We start from the raw sequence: 22576 nt of genomic DNA on the forward strand, positions 1-22576 counted from the left end.
AAACCGGAGTCAAAATCCTCCAAAGGTTTACCCTACATACTCCGACGCCTTTTGTCAATGGGGGAACTTCAGTTTAATCATAATCAGGATATTATAAAGTTTTCCTGAAAAAAACGTCTGAAGCTCATAATTAATTTTTAATTTCTAATTTTTTAAAGCCCTACGCCCCAAATCTGTAAATTTCCGCCAACTCTCACTGCCACATCAGGGAGTTCAACCACATCAATCGAAAATGCTGCTGACTCTTTTAGATCCAGAAAAACAGACCCCCCTGCAACAGTGGAGTTTCGAGAGCGAATCCATTATTCGCATCGGCCGCTCTCCAGACAATCACGTTGTGATCCCCAATGCTCTAGTGTCGCGGCAACATCTGGAATTGCAAAGAGTTAATAACGGGAGATCCAGTCAGTGGTACTTAGTCAATTCGGGGACAAATGGCACTTTGGTAAACGGTATTCTCATGTCTCAGGGTTGGATATCCGACGGTGCCCTGATCCAGTTGGCACGAGGCGGCCCTATTCTGCATTTCCAAGTTATTAATATTGAACTTGGCGGCAAAATTGAGGCGAACCCCACTGTCAATCTCGCGACCCCGAGGTGTACCCATGCGGGAAACCCGCCGGGGAATTTATTCTGCATCCACTGCGGCGAACCGATTAAAGTCGATCGCACGGTGCGTCACTACCAAGTGCTGCGAACTTTGGGCCAAGGCGGTATGGGGACAACGACTTTAGCCTGGGATCGAGATAAAGCGAAAGCTCAACAACCCGGAATTTCCCCCGCTGCTTCTCTGGTAGTCCTCAAGGAAATGAATGCTGATATGGCTCAAATCGCCAAAGCTCAAGAACTGTTTGAACGTGAAGCTAAAACTCTCAAAGCCCTCCACCATCCGGGAATTCCTCAGTTTTTTGACTTTTTTGTGGAAGGGGGTAAAAAATACTTGGTGATGGAAATGCTCCACGGCGAGGATTTAGAAAAACGCATCTATAACCGCGGGCCAGTTGCTCCCCAACAAGCAATAGAGTGGATGATCCAAACCTGTGAGGTTTTGGACTACATTCACTCTCAAAAACCCCCGATCGTCCACCGGGATATTAAACCAGCTAATTTGCTGGTGCGCCACCGCGACAATTGCATTACAGTGCTGGATTTTGGAGCCGTTAAAGAAATCGGCACTCCACCAGGGACTCGCATCGGCGTTGAAGGCTACACCGCACCAGAACAAGACCGGGGACAGCCTCTCCCTCAGTCGGATTTATATGCCATTGGGCCTACTTTGATTTTTTTGCTGACGGCCCAAAGCCCTCAAAACTTTTACGGGAAAATAGCTGGAGGTTACGGGTTTAAGATCGAAAATATTCCGACGATCGCCCCCAAGCTGCGGGACACCATTTTGCGAACCACGGCAGCTAAGCCTGGGGATCGTTTTCAAACTGCTCAACAATTAGCTCGAGCTTTAGCAGCTTCCCTTTAAATAGAAGTCAGAATTCAAAACTCAAAAGCCAAAAGTCAGAATTGATTAGGAAGAGGGAAGAGGGAAGAATTTAGCAACAGAAATTTATGAAAGAAAATTTACCGATCGCCTCGAAATTTCTCTCCGACACCCCAGTCCTCCGTCTTCTCTGTTATTCTTCGTCCCAAGCTTCTACAGCTATCAACTCGCTCACGGGGTCTTGCATAGAAAAATCAAACTCTAGCAATTGCTGTTTCCAGTACGGCCATTCGTCGCCGTAAAGCAGAGCAATTTTCCAAATACTGTCTGTCGGTTTGATAATGTCAGACGTGACAAGAGAATGCACCTGACGCTGGAACTTAACCATCGGCTGTATAACCTTCTGGCTCATAATACCTCTTGAATTGTTTAAATTTTGTGAATTACCACTTCCGATCTCACACTTTTTACCGCAGTTTCGCCAAGAACAGTCTCGCCAAGATACGTGTAGATTTTTGTCGGGAAGCTACATATTCAACTTGTATCTTAACACAGTTCGTTTTGACAAGGGCCTATAAGCAGGACTGAAGAGTCAAGACCGACTTCAAAGAATTAATCATCTTTAAAATGTCCCGCTATATGCTGTCGATCGACAGTGGGAGGTTTGCCACCTCGATTGTTTCCACATAGTGGCAGATGCAAGAGCTGCGTTCGGCTTGTTCTTGACAAGGCTGAGTTTGGGTAGGAGAAACTGCAACTACTGCGCTTTCGCTGCTACAGCGTAATTTCCGCTTTCCTGCGGGTAAACCACACCTGTTTCACCTTCGACGCTGGGTTCGCTGTGAGAGTGGGATGTGAACTACATAAACTGATTATAGCTCTACTCACCGCAAAAGCGATCAAAAATTGTTGGATACTGTTGATCGCCACCCCTAAATGTCGATCGAACATTCAAAGGCGACAGCAGGGCGGGCGTACAAGCAAGTTCCCAACCCATCGTCCGTCCTGATTGAGTCAATCTAAAATCTAAAATCTCAAATCTAAAATTGTATGACTTGGACAAGGCGACACATTCTCACTCTGGCTGATTTTACCTCGGACGAATACGATACGGTGCTGCAAACTGCAGCCAGTTTTCGGGATGTGCTCGGCCGCCGCACGAAGAAAGTGCCGGCCCTGCAGGGTCAAGTGGTCGCGAATTTGTTTTTTGAACCTTCTACCCGGACTCGCAATAGTTTTGAGTTGGCGGCGAAGCGGCTGTCAGCGGATACGCTGAATTTTACCCCTGGAAGTTCTTCTCTAACGAAGGGGGAGACTATTCTGGATACGGCTAAGACTTATCTGGCGATGGGAACGGATTTGATGGTAATCCGGCACGAACAAGCTGGAGTTCCGAGCACAATTGCTTCGGAAATGGATCGCTTGGGTTCGAGAGTCAGCGTTCTCAATGCTGGAGACGGCCAGCACGAACACCCATCGCAAGGTTTGCTAGACTTATTTACTATTTGTGCTCTGTTAGATACCGAACGTCCGCGGCTGGAACTTTTAGCGGGTAAAAAAATTGCTGTGGTGGGGGATATCTTACATTCGCGGGTGGCTAGGTCTAATATTTGGAGTCTAACGGCTTCTGGGGCAGAGGTTCATTTGGCCGGGCCGCCAACTTTGCTACCGCTGTTGTTTGCTGAGTGTGGCGATGGTAGGGAAGGCAAATTATTTTTGCATTGGCAGCTTGAACCGGCTTTGGCCGATGCTGATTTTGTGATGACTTTGCGGCTGCAAAAGGAACGGATGAGCGACCATTTGCTGCCGAGTTTACGAGAGTACCATTCTTTGTACGGGATTACGCGCGATCGGCTAAAACTTTGCAAGCCGGATGTGAAGGTGTTACACCCTGGCCCGGTTAACCGTGGCGTGGAAATTAGTTCGGATTTGATGGACGATGCCCAGTTTAGCCTGATTTCTCAGCAAGTTACCAGCGGCGTGGCGGTGCGGATGGCATTACTTTATCTAATCGGCGGCGGTAAAGTTTAGGCTGTTAGTTGTTAGTCATGAATTTCGTATATTCCATGATTTTCAGGAGTGATAGCATATTTAAAATAATCGTTACCCAGTATGGCCGGGTAACGATTAAAACTCTTTCTAGAAATGTAAAGTGATCTAGTTAAGAGTTAGGAAAGCCACGAGGCTTTCACCCAGCCGCCACCTTTGAGTTGGGCCCAGCCGTTTCTGTAACGACCGGTCAATTTCACATTGTCTCCATTGTATAACTTGCCGATGACATGAGAACAGCCATTGGGGCGGTGGCGGATATTCAGTCGGCCGCCGTTGGTTGCAACTTCGGCGTAGCTGTGATAGCTGCGACTGCCGCCGCAGTGGCGATACCCGCAACTTGCCTGTGCTTCACCGGGGGTACCTAGAACAGATAGAGCTACTGCCATACCTGCAACGCCTATCCATGCAGAATTAGGAATTTTCAAGCCCAGTTGGTCTAACGACTTGACCTGGAGTTCGGACTCTGGAGATTCATAAGCAACAAAAGAGTGGCTCAATGCTAGTGCTTCCATAGTTTCCTCGTGATTGTTGTTAACCTTTCTTGGTGCAGACTCAGGTCAAAACCTCAATTAACAGCCCAAATTATTAACTTATGTTTCATAAAAGCCACAAAAGGGCGTTAAGGTCTTGCTTTTGCCGAGTATTGGCTAATGTTCCTGAACTCTGCACAGGTATATCATGTCATTTATGTAGCTTTCCGGAACAAAAAAATAAATAAAGTTTACATCTGCTGCTAAAAATTTTGCCGACGCGGATTAGAACTCCGGGCAGAATTAAACTTAACTGTGTCATTAAAAAGGGAACGAAGTTATCGATTGGGGTTGGGAATTGCTTGTACTGAGTTGCGAATGACACTACTTGTTTTGCTACTTATTTATTGAATTGCTACAGCAAGATGGGCAGTTAATTCGATCGAACAAGCATCCGGCTCGTCTTCAAGCACAATCTTAATTTGCTTCGGGTCAGTCATAGTGTAGCCGATCGCACTCGTGCAGAAGTTCGGGGCGATGGCGCCGGGCCCTCGGCAGTGCTACAAGATGGGTCTCAAGATTAGTCGCCCTATGTCCCCGACAAGAATGTAAGACAAATCCATCGCGACTTGATTTGTGTCAAGATCAATTAACTTCTCCAGCACCACTTCTTTCGCAATGAACTCCTTCGCTACACTTTCGATCGGCACAATTCCTCAACGCCATGAATCAGACAGCTTCGCCATTACCTTAGCGCCGTTGTCTGTAGAGGAAATATACGCTTTGGCAGATGACCCCGCGAACGGAGCCGTGGTAATGATGAGCGGTACAGTCCGCAACCAAACTGACGGTCAAGCAGTAATTTCCCTAGAATATCAAGCCTACGAACCGATGGCAGTGCGAGTATTCCAGGAAATTGCTACTGAAATCCGCCGCCAGTGGGCCGAGGTCAATCGGGTCGCTATTCACCACCGTGTCGGACACTTGCAGGTGGGCGAAATCAGCGTAGTGGTGGCTGTTGGCTGCCCCCACCGGGACTCAGCCTTTGCAGCTTGCCAGTACGCCATAGATACGCTCAAACACAATGTACCGATTTGGAAAAAGGAACATTGGGCTGACGGTTCTAGCAGTTGGGTTAGTATTGGAGCGTGCGAGGTTGTCGGGCATTAGTCAAGGGATTTAAGATTTGAGATTTCAGATTGGAGATTGCAGAGGGGAACTTGTTACGATCCCCTAACGTCAAAAAGTGTGGAATGTTCGATGAGCCAATTCCACCGATGAGCGACTTTATTTCCGTGTCCTGGTCTGCGGTTGTGGCGACCGTTCAAAGAGTGCAATTGCCAGCCGAAAAACTCTCTAATTATGACTTGGTGTTGCGGTGTCAGGAAGGAAATCGACCTGAGACCACGGCCTTTTCAGAACTGTTGAAGCGGTATCAGTCCCACGTAGACAGGGTTCTCTATCACTTGGCCCCTGACTGGCAAGACCGAGCAGACTTGGCTCAGGAAGTGTGGATTCGGGTCTACCGAAATATTAACCGTTTGCAAGAGCCTGTTAAATTTCGGGGCTGGCTGAGCCGCATCGCCACTAATTTGTTTTACGATGAGTTGCGGAAGCGCAAACGGGTGCGAACTCCGCTGTCGCTGGACGTACCCCGTACTCTGGAAGATGGCGAGGTTGATTGGGAAATTCCGGCAGACAGTCCGGGGCCTGATGAAGATTTGACAACTAGAGAATTTTACGACCAGTTGCGGGTGGCGATCGCAGATTTGCCTGAAGTATTCCGCACGACAATTATTTTAAGAGAAATTGAAGGTTTAGCCTATGAGGAAATAGCCGAAATGACGGGAGTTTCTCTGGGAACTGTCAAGTCGAGAATTGCTAGAGCTCGCCAAAGATTGCAGTTGGAATTGCAAAAGTATCTCGATGGTAATTAGCAAGAGTAATTTCAGAGGTGGGTTAAGAAGATTTGGTGATGTTTGCTGTGACATCAAAACTTCTCTTTTAAAATATAAATAAGCAGTAAATCATTCTAATAGCGAGTGCGTGATTCCCCAATTAGAGCAAGTCTGAAATTATGAATAATAACTTTGAATCGGATAAAAATCAGAATCAGCAAGGTGTTGGGGATTCACTCGCTGAAACTCAAGTTAACAACAATTATGCCCAGGGCAATGTAACTACTATGATGCGCGATCGCTTTGAATTGCTAAGTGCCTACCTAGACGGTGAAGTGACGGCGACAGAACGCCGGCAAGTTGAGGAGTGGCTGACAAATGACCCCACTACGAGGCGTTTGTACTCGCGACTGCTGATGATGCAGCAGAGTTTTCAGGCAATGCCGGTACCTGCTGCGGAACAATCTGCCGAGGAGTTGGCGACGAAGGTTTTGCAGCGGGTGGAACGCAAGCCGAAACAAACTTGGATTTTGGGTGGAGGTGCGATCGCAGCTTTGTTGGTTGCGGTGGTGTCCGGTATCGGTGGCGATCGCCAATTGTTTGCTCCTCAGTTTGCTCGATCGCCCGTTCCTGCTGAATCTGACGGTTTGATTATGGCTTTAAACGAGCCTCTGGTGGAGATGGTTAATCCCAACGATTTGATGCTTGGGGTGAATGCACCGATCATGGATATTCCCAAAGTTGGTGTAGCAACCCCTCAAAAGTCATTGCCAAAGGCGCAGTAGAATTTCTGTTTTGATCAATAACGCCAGTTGCTAAGCTCCCTAAAAAAGGGGGCTTTTGCCGTTTTTCCCAGTTTTTCAAGGTGGATAGATCCTTTGACACTTCCCTGGCTTTGAATGACGAATTGTGGGGCGATCGCATCTTGATATCGGAGTAGGTAGCGAGTGGAATTAGACCGGGCGAGCGCACTTGTCATCGGTTTTTTGCAGATTTGCGATCGGCAACAGCAATGTTCCTTCAATTTCCTGCCGCACAGCAGGAGATACGTTACAACCGCTATTGAGGCAACATACCAGCAATTTATTAGCATTGTAATACTTCCTCAGCAATGACTTCTCCTCTTCGCTGAACTGCCAAACGCGACCCAGATCGCGATACAAAATCATCATTTGTCTTAATCGCTTATCCCAAGCCTGACCGTTATCTTGCCACCATTTTGCAAATATCTCTTTGTCACTTTTTGGATCGGGCAGTTGTTGCAAAAGTTCTTGTATCGCTTGCCTTTGTTCAGGCTTAAGGGAAGGTACAAGGTGGCAGTCAAGAACAAGGTCAAGGTTAGGGACGAGGGTACGTTCAATGGTAAGGCGGATGTAACCAAGAGTAGGCTCAAGCGCATCCTTAAGGACGGTATTCAGGGCAAGGTCAAGAGCACCTTCAAGCGCAAGGTTAAGAACCTGTTCCAGAGCTTGTCCCACAACTTTTTTCAGATAAGGGTCAAGAGAAAGGGCAAAGCCACAGTCAAGGAGGGGATATTCAAGGGTAAAGTAAAATGCTCTAACTGCCGCAGGTTTGTAGGGAAAATCAACAGAAAGGGATTTTTTGTTGACCCAGAGTAGGAATTGCTGTAACTGCTCATCGTCAGCGACGAGTGCATCAACTTGCTGTTTTATTAACAGCAATAAGTCATCAGCTTTTTCCAACATCCCAACTGCTAACAACAAGACTTCTCGCCAACGCTTCTCGGTTAGGTGGCTGACCAGTTTTTCCAAAACTTGTGGATCGGAATTGTTAACTATTTCTATAGCAGTGAAATACTCTTGAAATGTTAGATGAGAAAACGAATAAATCCCTCTTGCCCTCTCCACTAATAATCCATGTTGTGTCTCGATCGCCTTCAGGACAACCTCACTATCCATTTCTAAATGAACGCGGTCAGTTGTGGCATCGGGTAAGTTAGCCAGATAGTCGGCAATCAATTCCTGAACAGTATTTTTTTCAAAAAAATAATCGCCATGCTCAAAAGTAATAGCGGCCACAAAAGCAAGTAAATGTTGTTTGCGGGAATAATTCAAATCTCGATAAACTTCATCCCGTTGAATGCCTCTAGTTTCATCCCATTTTCTGAGCATAATTTCCATTCCTTCCTCATACAACTTGGCTCGGTTGGATGGAAAATCTGCTTTGGCTTGGAATACCAAACAAGTCAGATTAAGCAAAATTGGCGTTACTGCTAGTTCTCGAATTTGCTGATTTTTTTGCAGTGTCAGCGTCTCTATAAATTGAGAGGCTAAAGCTTTCCCTGCCTCAAGATTCTGGGAAAATGCTGCAAACCAATTTTTAGCAAAGGCAGCGGTTTGCTCGCAAGTAAAATCCGCTACCTCAACACAGGTAAAGGCTTCGTCGTGAAATCGGTACTTAGCAGCGGCAATTCGACAGGTAATAATAAACTGATTGTTGTAATACTTTTGGACAAACTGACGAATCTGTCTGACGACTGCATCGCTATCAGATTCGGGCAATTCATCTAAGCCGTCCAATAAAATCAAACCTCGGCCTTGACTAAGTACAGATTCAGTTTGCGATCGCGCCTCAACTCCGCAACTGGCAAATTCGTCGCTGATATATTCTAATAAGTCAAGATTAGCGATTTCAGCAAAGGTTTTCAGAGAGATAAAAATCGGTATTTTGTGTGCTTCAAATTCTGAGCGATCGCACTGAATGGCAATGTGTTTCAAAAAAGTAGTTTTACCGGAACCAGGTTTGCCGAGTACCATCAGTTTAGAGTGAGATTTCACCGCATCCAATCCTGGTACTCGTTTCTGGCGTACTTTACCTAAACCTAAGCGGTTAAAGTTATCCGCATCTGGGTTGAAGTCTCTCAGTAAGTCGCTAATTTCTCCCGGCTGCCAACTGGTAATTTCCTCCAAAATGTTGACTTCAACGTAGAGGTTGCTGACATCAACGGGCTGTGCAATATCTAACAGTTGCATTTTGCTGTAAAGCTGTTGGATTTTGCTGTGGCATTTTTGCCGTATCTCTTCCACTACCGCATCAATAGGCTGTTGGCAACAATCTCTAACCTTCCCAACCCTCCCTTGGTAAGAGGGGGCTACAGGAGGACGATCGACAATTTCTTCCCAATTCAACTGTAAAACCGTACAAAAAGCCTTGAAAGCATTAGCTTTAATGGGTTCTCTTCCTGCTAAAAAGCGCCTCCAAGTTGGCAGCGACAGGCCATCGGCATAGGGGCCGGCCTCTGTCCAAGTTCGATCGGGTTCTAATTTTTGACTAGCTTCTACTAACCATTTGGGGTCTTCTATTGTCGAGCCCCTTTCTCTTCTCGCTTGCTTAATTTTTACTAATCCCTCCTCAGAGGCTTTGAGGGTCGTCATTATATAATTTACTTCTCTAATTGTCAATGTCAATTTTAGATCAGTTTAGCGATCGCAAACTGAGTTTGTCAAGACCCCAGCAACAAAGAGAAAATGATCCTGACAACAACTGCAGGGCATACGGGAAAAGTCAGCCATAAATCAGGCAAAATTAACCTTGCAGAATGCAATTCTGTTGTGTCTCTAAAAATTACCTATTAAATAATGAGAAAGGATAGCAACATGAGAAATAGTATAAATGATCTTCCCTCCTGTGGAATAGGCATAAAACTTATTAGCAAAATTGCCGATAAGCTAAGCTATACACGCACTTCTGACGAGCGAAACTGTCTATTAATTGTGAAATATTTTCATCCAGGTATAATACCACCCCAACCTCCGCCTCAATCTGGTTATTTAAAGCGGGTAGTTGATTTGTGGAATGCCTTTATTTTGGGGTGGCAAAAGCAACGAAATTACCAATCTTGTCAAACTTATAACCAGCCCATTAAAACTATTCACCTTCAACTAAATACTGACCTCAAGAGTGTTGTTCAAGTTTTATGGTGGGTCGAGCAGTTTTTAGAGTATCTACCTATTCCCGAAGCAGTTTTGCAGCAGTGCAAACTTGCTACGATAGAAGGGTTTACAAATGCTGTTCGCCACGCTCATAAAAATCTGCCCTTGGCAACTCCGATCAACCTTGAAATAACCGTATTTAACGAACGCCTAGAAGTCAAAATTTGGGATATGGGAGAGCCTTTTGACCTCCAAGCTAAGTTAATTGAAGAATTACCGGTTATTTGGAGCGAGCTGGGATTTATGCTTGACTAAAGCTGTTCTGTAATTACCAGCTTTAAATTGACAACAAAAAGAAACTTTTTTGTTATGAATACTGATACTACTCCCAAGATTCTCGTGGTGGATGATGACGCTTCCATCCGCACTCTAGTTCATCGTTTTTTAACTCATAAATATCAAGTAGATTCGGCAGCAGATGGCGAGACGGCTTTAGAATTGTTTGAGAAATTAAAGCCACTGCTAGTAGTTCTCGACTGGAATTTGCCGGATACTACAGGCTATCACCTCTGCCAGGAAATGCAGCGCCGTACTAATGTTTTTGTGATCATGCTCAGCAGCCGCACAGACGAAGCTGATAAACTTAAAGTCCTGTCCGCCGGTGCTGATGATTATATCTGTAAACCCTTTGGTTTGGCAGAGTTGGCAATTCGTATAGAAGTTGTGTTGAGACGGATGAGACCTGTGACTCCATCACGTATTGTATTCGATCAATTCGCGATCGATTCAGCGCGCCGGGAAGCAACACTCAACGATCGCATTATCAAGTTAACAGCCTTGGAATTTAATATCCTGTATTTTTTGGCAAGTCATTCTGGTCAATCTTGGAGTCGCCAACAGCTAATTGAAAAAATTTGGGGGTGGAACTGCCACGACACAGGAGAAAAGCAACTTGTTAGCGTACATATCGGTCAGATTCGCAAGAAAATGATTGAAGTTGATGCTACTGGATCGCAGTTTATTAAAACTATTCGGGGTTATGGTTACAGGTTTGAGCCGCCTTCGCCCACTGCAATGGCTATTTAGTAAGCTCATCGGCATTAACCACCTTATTTGGTGAAAAACCTATTTTCCCACGTGCCGTCGGGCAGCCAGATGCCTCCTAGGGAACGAACGCGATCGGGTAACATGAAGTAAGACCAAGCCGTGCCTAAAGGTTTGAGGTGTCGATCGAAGATTTCGATTTCCTGTCGCTGATATTCGTTGTGTGTCGGTTCCCGCAGCGGATGATAATCTTCAAGTTGGTCTAAATCGTCCAAAATAGCCGAGGAAGCGAAACAGAGGAGAAAACCGCAGACTGTGCCATCTCCGGCCATCATCGCAGGATAGCCGATCGGCAGCGCAAAAAGTTGACCGCGGGCGATCGCGGGGCAAGCATCCACAACTTTTCCTTCGCAGTAGCGAAGGTAGTTGCACTCCCCCGGTTTGAGAGTGCCGTAGACAAAGACTTTCATCGGGTAGGGCCTAACCGCTAGTTTTTGCTAACATAGATGGCTAAGCTAATAGTTTAAGTCTCGCGGGCGATCGCGACTGCAATCTTGATAAATTTCGTTGTTTACCCTTTCTTATAATTCATGACTCTAGCAGTTAGTTTTATTAATTTTGGACTTCGGCCTTTGTACTTGAGCTCTTTTTTGCCGTCCCTGCCCCTGGACAGCTTGTTTTCGACTCAAGGGATTATGGTGATGCTGCTGGCTGCCTATGCGGGGGCGATGTGGATGTTTCTCACCAGTGCTCCGAAGGTACACACGGTGATGGTATCGGATCTCGGACAAGCGAGGGAGTTCTATGAAGGTATGCTAAACTTGCCCGTAGCAGAAGTGCCGCTGCACTACTACTACAATTACGAGCAAACTTTGGGCACAACTGGTATCGATCCGCTGTATTTGTCGCCGAATGTCGGGAGGGCAACGACCTCTCAAACGCTGGGGAGTCCGGATGGTTTGTGGTATCAGTTGATGAAAAATACCCAACTGCACATCATTAGCGGGGCCGGTGCAGGGGAAAAAAATCGCCAGCGTCACGTTTGTTTCGATCGCGATTGTTTGGATCAGCTATTGATGAGGGTACAAACTCGCGGCATTAGTTATAAAATTCGCCGGGAAAAGCCTCTGAATTTTTTGGTCAAAGATTACGATGGTCGCGTCATTGAAATGGCTGAGGTTAGTAATTAAGCTGACAGGCAAAAAATTTTAGATATAGAAATCCGGTTTCTCCCAGAAAGCGGGTTTCTAAACTTACGAGTTTGCCAGTCATTGTTGCTATGACTTATTCGTCTCCGTTACAACTTAACTAAATCTTTAATTTCTCCCAAACATTGTTTAAAACCGAGAACTTGATTCAAGAGGTAAAGCAGATGGGACAGACAAAATTAGTCGATCAGTTTAATCAAGATGGATATGTTAAGCTCCGGGGGTTTTTTTCAGAAGCCGAGATGAGAATACTGATCGAGGATATTAAAGAAGCCGATCCGAAGCACATTGACAATAATCTGAATAAAGGAAGCTTAACTTTTCACAGTCAGCTATTCCAATACAGTGAAAAGATCCAAAACTTCATCTCTCAACCCCGACTTGTGGAACTGCTTGCACAATTCATTGGTTCAAATTTCTGGGTGCGGTGGGATCAGGCAGTAGCCAAAGGACCAGGAGCAGAAACCTTTCCTTGGCATCAGGACAATGGCTATAGCAACCTTAAGGATAATCACTATCAACTGTGGATTGCACTTACCCGAATGACCCCCGAAAATGGTGGGCTGTGGTTACAACCGGGCAGTCACAAAAAACGGCTGCCGCACAAAGTTGAAGGTAACTATGCTGTGTATGATGGAACTCCTGACAGTCCACTCTTCATTGAAGCAGAAGCGGGGGATATTGTTTTGTTTTCCTCGCTAACACTTCACAGTACCACACCTAATGTTTCGCAGGAAACCCGCTGGGCTTACGTGATTGAGTACATGTCCCTCAATCACGTCGATCCTTCTATCAAACCACCCTATTTTGTGGTTGCCCGTAACGGTAAACCCCAGCCAGAGTTTGTTAATCTTCATACAGGTTTCCTGAACCCCTGGAATCATTTGAAATACGTTGGTTATCGGTGGAATCTCAAGCAAATGTGGCCAAGCAGGCTGAAACTACTTCTAAAGAGAGCAGAGTTGCTAGGAAAGAAGTAATACCAATTCTTACTGTACCCTCACTAGGTGAAGCCCGAACGTACTTCGTAAGTCATTCGTACTTCACCTAGAACCCTAGAAGCATTAGGTTGATTTAACCCGATTTGATATCACTTAGTTATTACTTCAACGCCCGATCGCTCTAATTCTATATCTGTCAAAGAGACTGCTTTCCGGCTGAAAATTTGGAAGTAGAGAGAAACAAAAAACTCTTTGACTGGAAAAACTATAAAAGTCAAAGGATTAATTGTCACGATGATATTGCGGGCATCGGCTTGAGCTTGTTTGACAATTTGCTGCGCTACCCAGTCGGGAGACATAATGCCGATCGGGTTTAAGTTGCTTTTAAACGGCCCTAAAATCAGTTTGCGAACGATGCAGGGTGCGTCCAGCCGCCGCAGGGTGACTAAATCTCCCAGGGCGCGCTTGCTGAGTTCGTACAGGGGACTGACAGCGGGAATTACTTCTGCTTCGGAAGTGTTGATCCAGACTTCTTTGCAAGCGATGTTTTCGTTAGTACGGACTGTTAAGAAAAAGAGTTCCATCAGCCGCCACGCGGAAAAAGTGTTAATTTCGTAGGAGTTTGCGATCGCCTCTCCTGTTCTTTCTCGCTGTACGTTAATCCCGTGATTAATGACGAGAATATCGATTTTTTCTAACAATAAGGCTAAGTCTGCTTCTTGGCCAACTTGCCAAGTTACGGTTTTTACAGGTAAATTTTCGCCGTCTATATTCAAAGTAATTTCCTCATTTCCCGAGGAGAGGGCGATTACTTTTGCACCAGCTTTGTGCAGGTGTTTGAGAAGCAAACGTCCTAAAGTTCCCGATGCACCGGTGACGGCTACAGTTTTGCCTTTGAGAGAAAGTGCTGTACCCATAAGTTTGTCTATTAAGGTGAAAGTACCGCAATAGTAAGCATTTTGATTGTCGAAGTGGTGCCGCCAGTGATAAGGTTTATTAACTAACCACTTGCCAGGGGGAGTAAGGAAGTCTCCGGGTTGGTGGGTGATGTCGGTTAATTCGTCTGCGCCTTTGATGCCGCACGCCCGGGCGATCGCGCTCAACAAAAAGCCTAAAGTATAAATACAACCCGCTGCTGCGCCCCAGTGATATTCCGGTAGCCCAAAATAAGCTACAACCCACAGCAACAAGCCCAAAACCATCATCGCCGCAGCTTCGGGCACGTCGTGACGCCAGTGTGCTTGCTTGTAAATTGTCTCGCTGACGGGGGTTAAATTCGGGCGGAAAACGCGGTGATGCCAAGTGTGCAGCTTTTGCAGGGGTGCCCAATAATGGGACACGACGTGATAAAAGTCTCGTATTATTTCTGCCCAGCAGACAGAAGCTATTGCCACAGCGCCGACTATCCAGTAATTTACCATGCTCGCATTAGTTTGAAATTTGAGATATTAGAGATTGTCTGTTTTGAAAGATAACTCAAAATGGCTTTTATTGCTAGTCTGGAAGTTGACTCAGGCGTTTTAAAATCTGCAAAACGCGGTACAATTCATTGCCGGGATTGGAAATAACAAATTCAGCCGATCGCGCATACTGGGGAGTTTCGCCTCTAACTAACTTGACAAAATTGAAGTTAGCACCTGTGGAAATCATGCCAAAAGTAGGATTTTCTGGGTTCGGATATGCCAGCATATATGTCAGTAGTTGTGGGAGTGCTTCGTCAGTTGAAAACGAAAGTTGTTTGGATTCTATTACTGTCACCCACAAGTTTGCTTTCATAATTAAAATATCTATTCTGCCTTCAATGATTCTGCCTTCGTCTTCCTCTTGAATGAATATCGACTTTTCGGCTTTTACTTGAAAAGGAGACTCATACAGACCGGCAATAAACAAAATGGGGCTGATGATTGTTAGCTTGACTGCGTTTTCCAATACAGGCGGGTTGTCTACCAAGTTGAAGTATATGTCTTGGACGCGATCGAGCAATTGTTTTTCTGAGTCTGTTACTTCAGGTAAGTTTTCTTGCCATTCTGTGAAAAATTCGCTGTTGCGAAGTCGCTGCAAGCCGAAGTTATCGATTAGATAGCGGAGGTTGATATCTCTTGCTTGTAGTTTTTGCATGAGGATTAATATATGTTTTTATGGTTATTAATAAGTTTAGCATAATTGGGATTTTAACCGCAGATGAACGCAAATGAACGCAGATGAAATTATGAGTAAGTTAATTGTGCTGAGATGTCTGTTCATCGGGATTTGCGAACACAATTCGCTGTAAATTATTTTATTTTGGGGCCAATATACCCAATGATTATCTTTCCGGGCCCTAATTCTGTGCAGAAATGGAGTCGCCAAGCTCCCGGTGTCATGCGGACGTGCCAACTGAAAATACGCTTTTTCCCGTCAAGACACTCAATATTTAGTTGCTCTTTAAACTCCTTAAGCCTTGACTCGCTCTCTGGAGATACCTTGCTAGGAAGATTATCCAAATCCAGCGCTCCGTCTGTCCAATTTTTGGATAATTCATCAAGCTCAAATAACTTTCTGACAACTTGTCGTAACATTTTCGGATCGACAAGGCTTTCTATCTGTTGGCTAACCCGATCGCAAAATTCCAGGCTGGAGAATAACTCAGCTCGACGTTTCCAAAGCTCCAAACCGTCAACCACCGCTGTTTGCTGACGTTTCTTAATCCAATCAGCGTGTTCGAGAACGTGGTTTTTCTGACTAGCATGAAGAACCTCTACACTTTCTTCTATCAGCTCCCCATTGTCGTCAATTTGTATTAGTTCTAAATTGAGGCGACTGCTATTCCACAATGACTCTGAATTCAGACTAATTGCCAATGTTTCAAGGTAATAAGAAACTTTAAATCCTTCGGCTTGAATACCCTGTAAACTCAACTCACAATCTGGAGCTTCTACTTTTATTTTAATACTTACATCAGAAATATCAACAGATAAAGGAGTTTTAGTTGCAAGCGTTTTCAGAAAAGTCCGCTCGTCTTTATTAACTTCAGGATCGTTACGCCAACAAGAAAGAGGATAGCTTTCAGCAAGAATCATAGCATGAAAATCCGCTTGAATGCGAATTCCCTTCAGCCCACACCCTTTAGCTGCAACCATTGTCCTAATCAATTCTGACATCCATTGTCGTGCCGTAAAAATATCAGGAGCAAGAGTTCGTGCAGACAGTTCATTAAACACCATCTCCAAATCCATCGCTTATTCTCCTTCCACCGCAGGTTCCAACAAAATCTCCAAGCTGTTGTCCCACTCATCAAAAAAACCCTTCGGCCATCGATCAATTCGTCCGTTGCGATCGATTTTTGGCGATATTACCTCAGTCACAGCTTGTCCTTCTTTATTTTGACGCTGGAAGTAGTGCAACTGAACATTTTTCGGGTCAATTTTGCCCCCGTGAACCGCAAGGCGAATCCCATTTAAGACATGATCGCTGTGAGTTTCTATCACAACTTGAACGCCACCGCTAGCTGCCAAAGCTAATAATTGACCCATTTTAACTTGTCCTTTGGGATGGAGATGCGCTTCAGGATTTTCAATTAAAATGATTGTACCAGGTGTTGATGCAAGTGCCGCTACAATAATCGGTAAAGTGTAGCTAATTCCAAATCCCACATTAGTTGCACGGTAAGGATTGCTATCTCCATAGGAATATTGAAAACTCATCAAATCGACATCGGATTTGGCGTCTATTTTGAGGCGCGTACCCGGACTAATTTCTCCCATCCACGCCTCAACTTGGTCGATTAAATCCATTGATTTTGCACTAGATTGCTCTTTTTCTCTTTGAGTCTTTAATTTTACCTCTGGATGACTGAGACTGCTATTGGGAATAACTTTCCGTCCATTAATAGCCAGAAAATGAGCCGCATATTCACCTTTGATACCCAATTGACCGAGCTGTCGTACTTGGTAATCTGACATTTCATTAAATGGTCGCGGTCCGATCCGTTCTGCCTGAAGGTAATGAAACTTATTGCCAAAAAGATTCGATTTATACACTTCCGAATTAACTGGTTCCACCCTGTTCAACACATCTACCTCTTGGTCATATTGGAAACGCCATCGCCCTTCGCTGTTGTTTTCCCAAACAATGTCAAAACCAATGAAGTCCTCTTTTGCTCCCTCAAAAAGTGCGTCAATAGCAGTACCCACATTCACTAAATCGCCATTAAGGGCCAACCCTTTTCCTGGCAGTAAACCCTGTTGGTAAGATTGTCGCAGCAGCAGGAACGATTGCATAACAGAAGATTTGCCAGTGCTGTTTAATCCGGAAAATAACGTGAGTTTTTTGAATTCCAATAACTGATTTGCAAAAGGTTTGAAGTTGACCAAGCGCAGCGAAGTAATCATGCCAGAACCTCCTGAATTATTTTTTCAATTATCCTAAATCTGTACTCGATTTTTTCCGCTGCCTGAGAGATAGAAGCCAGAAACTCTCGATCGCTATCTACATATTTTCTAAATTTTTCAATCAATTGCTCCCTGTGCTGCTTCAATATATTAAGTTGCTCGTCGCTAAGTAAACTGAGATTAACAGACCAAACTTCAAACAAGGCTTTATTTATTGGAAACATTTTTGTTTGGTGTTGGGAGATTTTACGAAAGGCATTTTTCCCAAAAATTTGCCAGGCGGCAATCATAGCTTTTGTGAAATTATTTTCTATTACTTGTAATTCCTGTTCAGACATATTATTAACCTTAGATAATGCTTTACTTAAAAATAGATTTCTCTTTTCAGATTGAGAATTTTTATAAGATGTAAGTGTAAAGGCTAAAAAACCCAGTATAAATTCCCGATCGTCCATCCGCATTTTACGCAACTTACTCAGCTTAGTAACTTGCTGGAATTCATTAGATGTAGCAAGTTGAGCTAAAAACTTTGTTGCCTTACCGGGGTTGAGAGCATGGCGGAGCTCTTGGGGAGTCATTGGCAATCCCCCTGTATTAATCCGTTTAAAAATGTTATATTTAACTTCCGGAGGTGTACCTTTTTCTATCAAATAAACTGTAACCGGAGTTTCCTCTATTCGACGCTGGTATCTGCGTTCAATTTCATCATAAGTTTTACCTTCTAAATTGGTTAAATATTCTAGTCCGCATAACCTAAGTGTTTTATCGCTCATAAATTGCTTGAGAGCAGATAGCCGCTGCAATCCATCCACAACTAACCATTTATCTTCATCAGTTGCATCTATATAAAAAGCTGGTAAGGGAATCCGAATCAGGATCGACTCAATCAGTCTACTTTTAGCGTCATCTTTCCAGATGTTTGCATGGCGCTGAAAGTCCGGTGCTAAATCGAGAGCTTCCTCATTGATTCTTCTTAGGAGTAGCTCGATGGTTGGTTCTTGGCTGAAAATATTAATTTGATCGGGATCGTATATCAGTTTGTCTGTTTCATAGGCTTCAGCATCGTTATCTTCTTCCTCTGGCATTAAATTTAGTTCATCAAGCGTCGTATCTTCGTTAGATACTTGGTTGTAGGCTTCAGGCTGAGCTACCATAGGAAATACTCCTTTGTACTAACATTTATTCCGATTCGGTATTGTCCTATTAAAACTTGGATGACATCGTAGCAGATAAGAACATTCTCAAATATTATCGCACAAATTCTCTCTTGTAGAGACGCCACGAACCGCATCTCTACAAATAATTTCCTTACAATCGGCAAGTTTGCCGTGCCCTTTCATCCTCCGGTTCTTGCCACCCAAAAGCAAAATGACTTACCGCATTAATTTGCGGCGTCGCCGAGCGAATTGCTCGCATTTGAATCTCCAAAGACGGCCGATTTTTCAGAGGTTTTCCCCAATCTCCAGCAATGGCAGGAATAATTTTTGCTCCCGGAGGCGCTAAACTTACTGTCCGCTGCACCTGTGGCACAATGCAGCTTACATCCCCGCAATTTCCGTAAGACATGGCGTGGAATTCTATAGCAGCCGGAAAGGTGTCCCAAGGCTGCAATCTCGAATCATATCCCCCTTGATTTATCGCTTGATTTGCAGTAGGAAAAAACACTGCTCCTACAGGAATTCCCATCCTTTGAGCAGGTTGAATTGCTATTCCCAAAAAATCTAAAATCCCTTGGACTGCGTGAGCAACGCTCAGTTTCCACAGGTCTTTTTGCAGAATGCCGGTATCGGGAAGCCGCGGTGTCGGTGTCGGTTTTGGTGTGGGAGTTGTAGGGTTTGGCTTGTTAGCGGCGGGAGTTGTTGAGGCCGATCTTGATGCGGGATTCTGGCTTCTAGTAGCTGTAGTTGCTACTGACATCGCCTGCGGAATTCGGCCCTGCCAAAGAGGTTCTCGCTCAGTTGGATACTGTTTGACTACTGCTTGAACGTCATTAGAATTGATAAATCCTTTAGTCAAATACCGCTGAATTAAATCTCGGCCTTGCTGATTGCTAGCCCGCTGCAAAAGAACTTGCTGCGATGCTGGGCCGTAAATCCACAAGTCTTGAACTTTGGTAGCAACTGAAGCGGGTCCGATGCCCCTTAGATAGCGAATGTAGTCGAATAACATTCCTTGCGGCTTGCGCTTGACTATTTGATTTACTAACAAAGTATAGTCTTGCCGTGCTTGTGGGTTGTAGGGATCGATAAAGGCTTGATTGCCCGGAACTTCTCCGAAGTCCTCGTTAATTGCTGCCTCTTCACTTACTGTTAAACTTGTCTGATTTTTACCGTTGATAGCGAGGGTTTGCTGTCTGTCTGGACGCTGAGAATAGCTATAGCCAAAGTTCATGGTAAATAACCAGGCGTATACTTTTAAACCTCGCTGTTTGCCTTTGGCGATCGCCTTTTCTAACAAGTCGTATTTCTCGTAACCGCGATTTCTCACAACAGAAGGCCAAGCCGTAGGATTGTCGGCTGCTGGGAGAAGCACTTGACCATCGTAAAACACTTCGACATAGACTTGGTTGTAGCCTTTATTCACAACTTTGTCTAATACCCGATCGAGTTCTCCGGGTCTGACATCGCAGGGATACAAACGCAGCCAAACTGCTTGGGTTTCGGGCCAAGTTTTTTTACGGCATTCTGCTATTTCCCGCGCGTGTTTGTTCAAAACAGCAAAATATGCTTGCTGAGATTCCGGTTTTCCCGACAGCGCGGCGCGGCGCAAGTCTTCTTTTTGATTGACCTGTTCTGGGGATAATTGGCAATAGGCTAATGTTTGGGCAAAAGCTGGTTGATTTCCGATAAACGGCCAAACAAGCTGGCTGATGAAGCTACTGGTTAAAACAGCAGTTACCGCACTTAAAAAGCGTCGCTGGTGTTGAAAATTCGCGATGCGAGTTGGTGCAATTTTCATGGGAGAATTGAATGGGGTTTTCTAGTTTAAATTGGGTGGCGATCGCATTTTTGCGATCGCGCTCAACAAGCAGCTACAAATTTTCTACTTTTTTCGGTTGACTTAGTTATGGCACAAGTCGATCGCACAATGCAAATTCTATCTGGTGGCTATTTAAATCCAATAAGGGCGATCGGGTAAGACAAGACTCCGCGATTAAACCCTTTTGCAGTATTTTTTCCCTAAATGCTGCATAAAAAAGCGCCTGGATACAGTGGGCGCTAAAAGCAGTTGATATTTCTACTAAAAATTGTTAACACTCAAATATCAAGGATGCAAGATGAATTATTAAAATTTATCCTCAATCCTAAATTTTGAGATTAAGCTCCTCTGTTAAGAGCAGCTTCAATCTGCTGAAATTCTGACTCAAGACGCTTTTTCAATTTTTCAGGAACAGGACGGTTTGGATAGGAACTGTAATGTCCGGCCAAAGAGTTTAATGCCGTCCGCATTGTCGTGAAAGAGGCCAGCTTGGTAAGAGCGGGATCGCGGCGGTATTCAGCAAAAAAATCGTTGATACTTGTGCGAGCCTTGGCTTGAGCGGCTGATTTTTCCGGCGTACCCTCTGGCAAAGTGAGCGCTGTTCTCAAGCTCTTCACTAATGCTAATGTGTCTTGGCCATAATCTCCACTCAGAGTGGCGGGAACATTGGTACAGCCCGCTACGCCGATGACAACAACTAATACTAGGGCTAACAGACGGGAAATGTAATGCTTCATAAGGTTTAGAAAAATGGAAGCGAAAGCGGCAATCAAAATTAACCTTTATCCTATCTTGAATTGAGCTAATAGTGCCAATTTCTCAACTTTTTTTCAGCTTTACCATGAAACATAAAATTTGTCAATCTAAAATCTAAAATCTAAAATCTAAAATCGATTGATTTGTCCAGCAACGACGGAGAGAATTTGGGTTTGTCGCAGCCACTGAGCATCAAAAGCGCCTAAGTGAGTTGTAGTAATCAGAGTTTGAAATCGTTCTTGAATTGTTTCTAAAAGTTGATTTTGGCGGCTCAGATCGAGTTCTGCAAGTACGTCGTCGAGCAACAGTAAAGGCGCTTCGCCGACGACTTCTTCAATAAGCTGCAATTCGGCTAATTTTAATGCTAATACCAGAGTTCGCTGCTGACCTTGGGATGCGTATTGACGAGCTGGGGTATTGTTAATTGTAAATGTAATGTCGTCGCGGTGGGGGCCGACTAAAGTGGTTCCTTGAAACTGTTCTGCGATCGCCCTTTTTTGAATTTTCTCTAAAAACGCTTGCCGCACTCCTTCGAGATTATCTTTAGCGATAAATTCTGAACTTACTTCAATATTAGCATCGTATTTTACATCTAAAACTTCTGCGGAACCGCTAATGGAACGGTGCCAATTTCGAGCTAAAGGCATCAAACGCTCCAAAATTCGATCGCGCCTGCGGATGACGCGAGCACCCGCTGTCGCCAACTGCGCGTCCCACAAAGCTAATTCCGAACTGGGAATGGGGAATTGGGAGTTGGGGATTGGGAATGGGGCATTGGGCATTGGGCATTCTGCGATATTTTGGTCTTCGGGAGTTTCAGATCCGATAAATCGCATTTTGTCAAAACTGTCGGAAAATTCCGTTTTCCTGATTTCTTTAGAACGTTTCAACAGAGCGTTTCTCTGGCGCAAAATTTGGTTGTACTGCTGCAAAATGTGAGCGTAAATCGGTTCTAATTGGATGACTAGGCGATCGATCCAATTGCGCCTTCCTTCGGGTCCACCGCGCACTAAGTCCAAATCCAAACAAGAAAATTGCACTACATTCAAGACGCTCAAAAAGTCTAAATGGCGGCGCAGCGGTTCACCGTTGAGCTTCAGTGTTCGACGCGCCCCAGAGCGAAGAGTTAAAGCTAAGTCGATCGCTCCGGTTTGACGTTCGAGTGTAGCATCAATTTGCCCGATCGGCTTTGAGTCGAGTATTAAATCGCGATCGCGTCCTACCCGGTGGCTTTTTAATGTCGAAAGCAACTCTACCGCTTCTAACAAGTTAGATTTTCCTTGAGCGTTATTTCCTACTAAAATGGTTTTGGGAGCGTCAAAGGCTACCTTTTGATCGAAGTAGTTCCGAAACTGCCGTAGGTGCAGCGTTTTCAAATACATAATATTAGTAAGTGGTAATCGATAATTGGTAATCGGTAGTTGGTAATTGGTAATACAGTAATCGTAGGGCGCAGCTTACGGGTTGTAAACGCGAGCCTTTGCTATGGCTATTTTCGCCTAGCGTAACGCTCGCAATGACATTATAACGAAG

21 protein-coding genes are annotated in these 22576 nt (G+C 44.7%); 9 read left to right on the forward strand and 12 right to left on the reverse strand.

Translation table 11 applies throughout. From position 1 onward, the window contains the following. Positions 1-232: 232 nt before the first annotated feature. Complete coding sequence (locus QUA03_RS21365) at positions 233-1474, forward strand: protein kinase domain-containing protein (protein WP_333214738.1); 1242 nt, start codon at positions 233-235, stop codon at positions 1472-1474. Positions 1475-1625: 151 nt separating this feature from the next. Here QUA03_RS21365 and QUA03_RS21370 read toward each other — a convergent pair whose 3' ends face one another. Continuing rightward, complete coding sequence (locus tag QUA03_RS21370) at positions 1626-1844, reverse strand: DUF4327 family protein (RefSeq protein ID WP_193973492.1); 219 nt, start codon at positions 1842-1844, stop codon at positions 1626-1628. A gap of 638 nt (positions 1845-2482) precedes the next feature. Between QUA03_RS21370 and QUA03_RS21375 the strand changes: the two genes are divergently transcribed. After that, positions 2483-3463 carry an aspartate carbamoyltransferase catalytic subunit gene (locus QUA03_RS21375; RefSeq protein ID WP_333214740.1) on the forward strand — a complete coding sequence of 327 codons (981 nt, stop codon included), beginning with the start codon at positions 2483-2485 and terminating at the stop codon, positions 3461-3463. A gap of 137 nt (positions 3464-3600) precedes the next feature. On the opposite strand, the gene QUA03_RS21380 is transcribed toward QUA03_RS21375, so the two are convergent. Next, on the reverse strand, positions 3601-3996 hold the full coding sequence (locus QUA03_RS21380) for an SH3 domain-containing protein (RefSeq protein WP_333214742.1): 396 nt from the start codon (positions 3994-3996) through the stop codon (positions 3601-3603). A gap of 636 nt (positions 3997-4632) precedes the next feature. Here QUA03_RS21380 and QUA03_RS21385 point away from each other — a divergent pair. The 3 genes from QUA03_RS21385 to QUA03_RS21395 all read left to right on the forward strand — a co-directional run bounded on the left by QUA03_RS21385 (position 4633) and on the right by QUA03_RS21395 (position 6637). Further along, positions 4633-5124 carry a molybdenum cofactor biosynthesis protein MoaE gene (locus tag QUA03_RS21385; protein WP_333214744.1) on the forward strand — a complete coding sequence of 164 codons (492 nt, stop codon included), beginning with the start codon at positions 4633-4635 and terminating at the stop codon, positions 5122-5124. Positions 5125-5231: 107 nt separating this feature from the next. Then, positions 5232-5891 carry a sigma-70 family RNA polymerase sigma factor gene (locus tag QUA03_RS21390; RefSeq protein WP_333214787.1) on the forward strand — a complete coding sequence of 220 codons (660 nt, stop codon included), beginning with the start codon at positions 5232-5234 and terminating at the stop codon, positions 5889-5891. A gap of 140 nt (positions 5892-6031) precedes the next feature. Beyond that, the gene (locus QUA03_RS21395; protein ID WP_333214746.1) at positions 6032-6637 is read left to right on the forward strand and encodes a zf-HC2 domain-containing protein; all 606 of its coding nucleotides are present in this window, start codon (positions 6032-6034) and stop codon (positions 6635-6637) included. Between the two features lie 168 nt (positions 6638-6805). Here QUA03_RS21395 and QUA03_RS21400 read toward each other — a convergent pair whose 3' ends face one another. After that, complete coding sequence (locus QUA03_RS21400; protein WP_333214748.1) at positions 6806-9247, reverse strand: NACHT domain-containing NTPase; 2442 nt, start codon at positions 9245-9247, stop codon at positions 6806-6808. Positions 9248-9586: 339 nt separating this feature from the next. Between QUA03_RS21400 and QUA03_RS21405 the strand changes: the two genes are divergently transcribed. Further along, the gene (locus QUA03_RS21405) at positions 9587-10060 is read left to right on the forward strand and encodes an ATP-binding protein (protein WP_333214750.1); all 474 of its coding nucleotides are present in this window, start codon (positions 9587-9589) and stop codon (positions 10058-10060) included. Between the two features lie 54 nt (positions 10061-10114). Then, a complete protein-coding gene (locus tag QUA03_RS21410; protein ID WP_333214752.1) occupies positions 10115-10831 on the forward strand; it encodes a response regulator transcription factor in 717 nt (238 codons plus the stop codon). Positions 10832-10854: 23 nt separating this feature from the next. Here the strand turns inward: QUA03_RS21410 and QUA03_RS21415 are convergent, their stop codons facing one another. Beyond that, on the reverse strand, positions 10855-11259 hold the full coding sequence (locus QUA03_RS21415) for a gamma-glutamylcyclotransferase (protein WP_333214754.1): 405 nt from the start codon (positions 11257-11259) through the stop codon (positions 10855-10857). A gap of 120 nt (positions 11260-11379) precedes the next feature. On the opposite strand from QUA03_RS21415, the gene QUA03_RS21420 reads away from it, so the two are divergent. Continuing rightward, positions 11380-11979 (forward strand): glyoxalase-like domain protein, encoded by a 600-nt coding sequence (locus QUA03_RS21420; protein WP_333214756.1) that lies wholly within the window; start codon positions 11380-11382, stop codon positions 11977-11979. A 182-nt stretch (positions 11980-12161) separates the two neighbouring features. Beyond that, positions 12162-12977 carry a phytanoyl-CoA dioxygenase family protein gene (locus tag QUA03_RS21425; RefSeq protein WP_333214758.1) on the forward strand — a complete coding sequence of 272 codons (816 nt, stop codon included), beginning with the start codon at positions 12162-12164 and terminating at the stop codon, positions 12975-12977. A gap of 110 nt (positions 12978-13087) precedes the next feature. Here QUA03_RS21425 and QUA03_RS21430 read toward each other — a convergent pair whose 3' ends face one another. The 8 genes from QUA03_RS21430 to QUA03_RS21465 form a co-directional block, all read right to left on the reverse strand. Next, entirely contained in the window at positions 13088-14359 is a 1272-nt protein-coding gene (locus QUA03_RS21430; protein WP_333214760.1) for a bifunctional sterol desaturase/short chain dehydrogenase, read from the reverse strand. 73 nt (positions 14360-14432) lie between these two features. Next, positions 14433-15056: a restriction endonuclease subunit R gene (locus QUA03_RS21435; protein WP_333214761.1), complete on the reverse strand. Its 624-nt coding sequence runs from the start codon at positions 15054-15056 to the stop codon at positions 14433-14435. A 155-nt stretch (positions 15057-15211) separates the two neighbouring features. Next, positions 15212-16153, reverse strand: a complete 942-nt coding sequence (locus QUA03_RS21440; RefSeq protein ID WP_333214763.1) for a hypothetical protein — start codon at positions 16151-16153, stop codon at positions 15212-15214. Between the two features lie 3 nt (positions 16154-16156). Continuing rightward, a complete protein-coding gene (locus QUA03_RS21445) occupies positions 16157-17308 on the reverse strand; it encodes a DUF3696 domain-containing protein (RefSeq protein WP_333214765.1) in 1152 nt (383 codons plus the stop codon). After that, positions 17305-18462 carry a DUF262 domain-containing protein gene (locus QUA03_RS21450; RefSeq protein ID WP_333214767.1) on the reverse strand — a complete coding sequence of 386 codons (1158 nt, stop codon included), beginning with the start codon at positions 18460-18462 and terminating at the stop codon, positions 17305-17307. The genes QUA03_RS21445 and QUA03_RS21450 overlap by 4 nt, the downstream gene beginning before the upstream one ends. Positions 18463-18616: 154 nt before the next feature. After that, positions 18617-20266: a family 10 glycosylhydrolase gene (locus QUA03_RS21455; protein ID WP_333214769.1), complete on the reverse strand. Its 1650-nt coding sequence runs from the start codon at positions 20264-20266 to the stop codon at positions 18617-18619. 359 nt (positions 20267-20625) lie between these two features. Beyond that, complete coding sequence (gene psb27, locus QUA03_RS21460) at positions 20626-21024, reverse strand: photosystem II protein Psb27 (RefSeq protein WP_333214771.1); 399 nt, start codon at positions 21022-21024, stop codon at positions 20626-20628. A gap of 147 nt (positions 21025-21171) precedes the next feature. After that, positions 21172-22425, reverse strand: coding sequence for a DNA replication/repair protein RecF (locus QUA03_RS21465; RefSeq protein WP_333214773.1), 1254 nt, complete (start codon positions 22423-22425; stop codon positions 21172-21174). Positions 22426-22576 lie beyond the last annotated feature (151 nt).

The organism is Microcoleus sp. S36b_A4 (genome assembly GCF_036700645.1).
In the GTDB taxonomy this organism is placed as follows: Bacteria; Cyanobacteriota; Cyanobacteriia; order Cyanobacteriales; family Microcoleaceae; genus Microcoleus.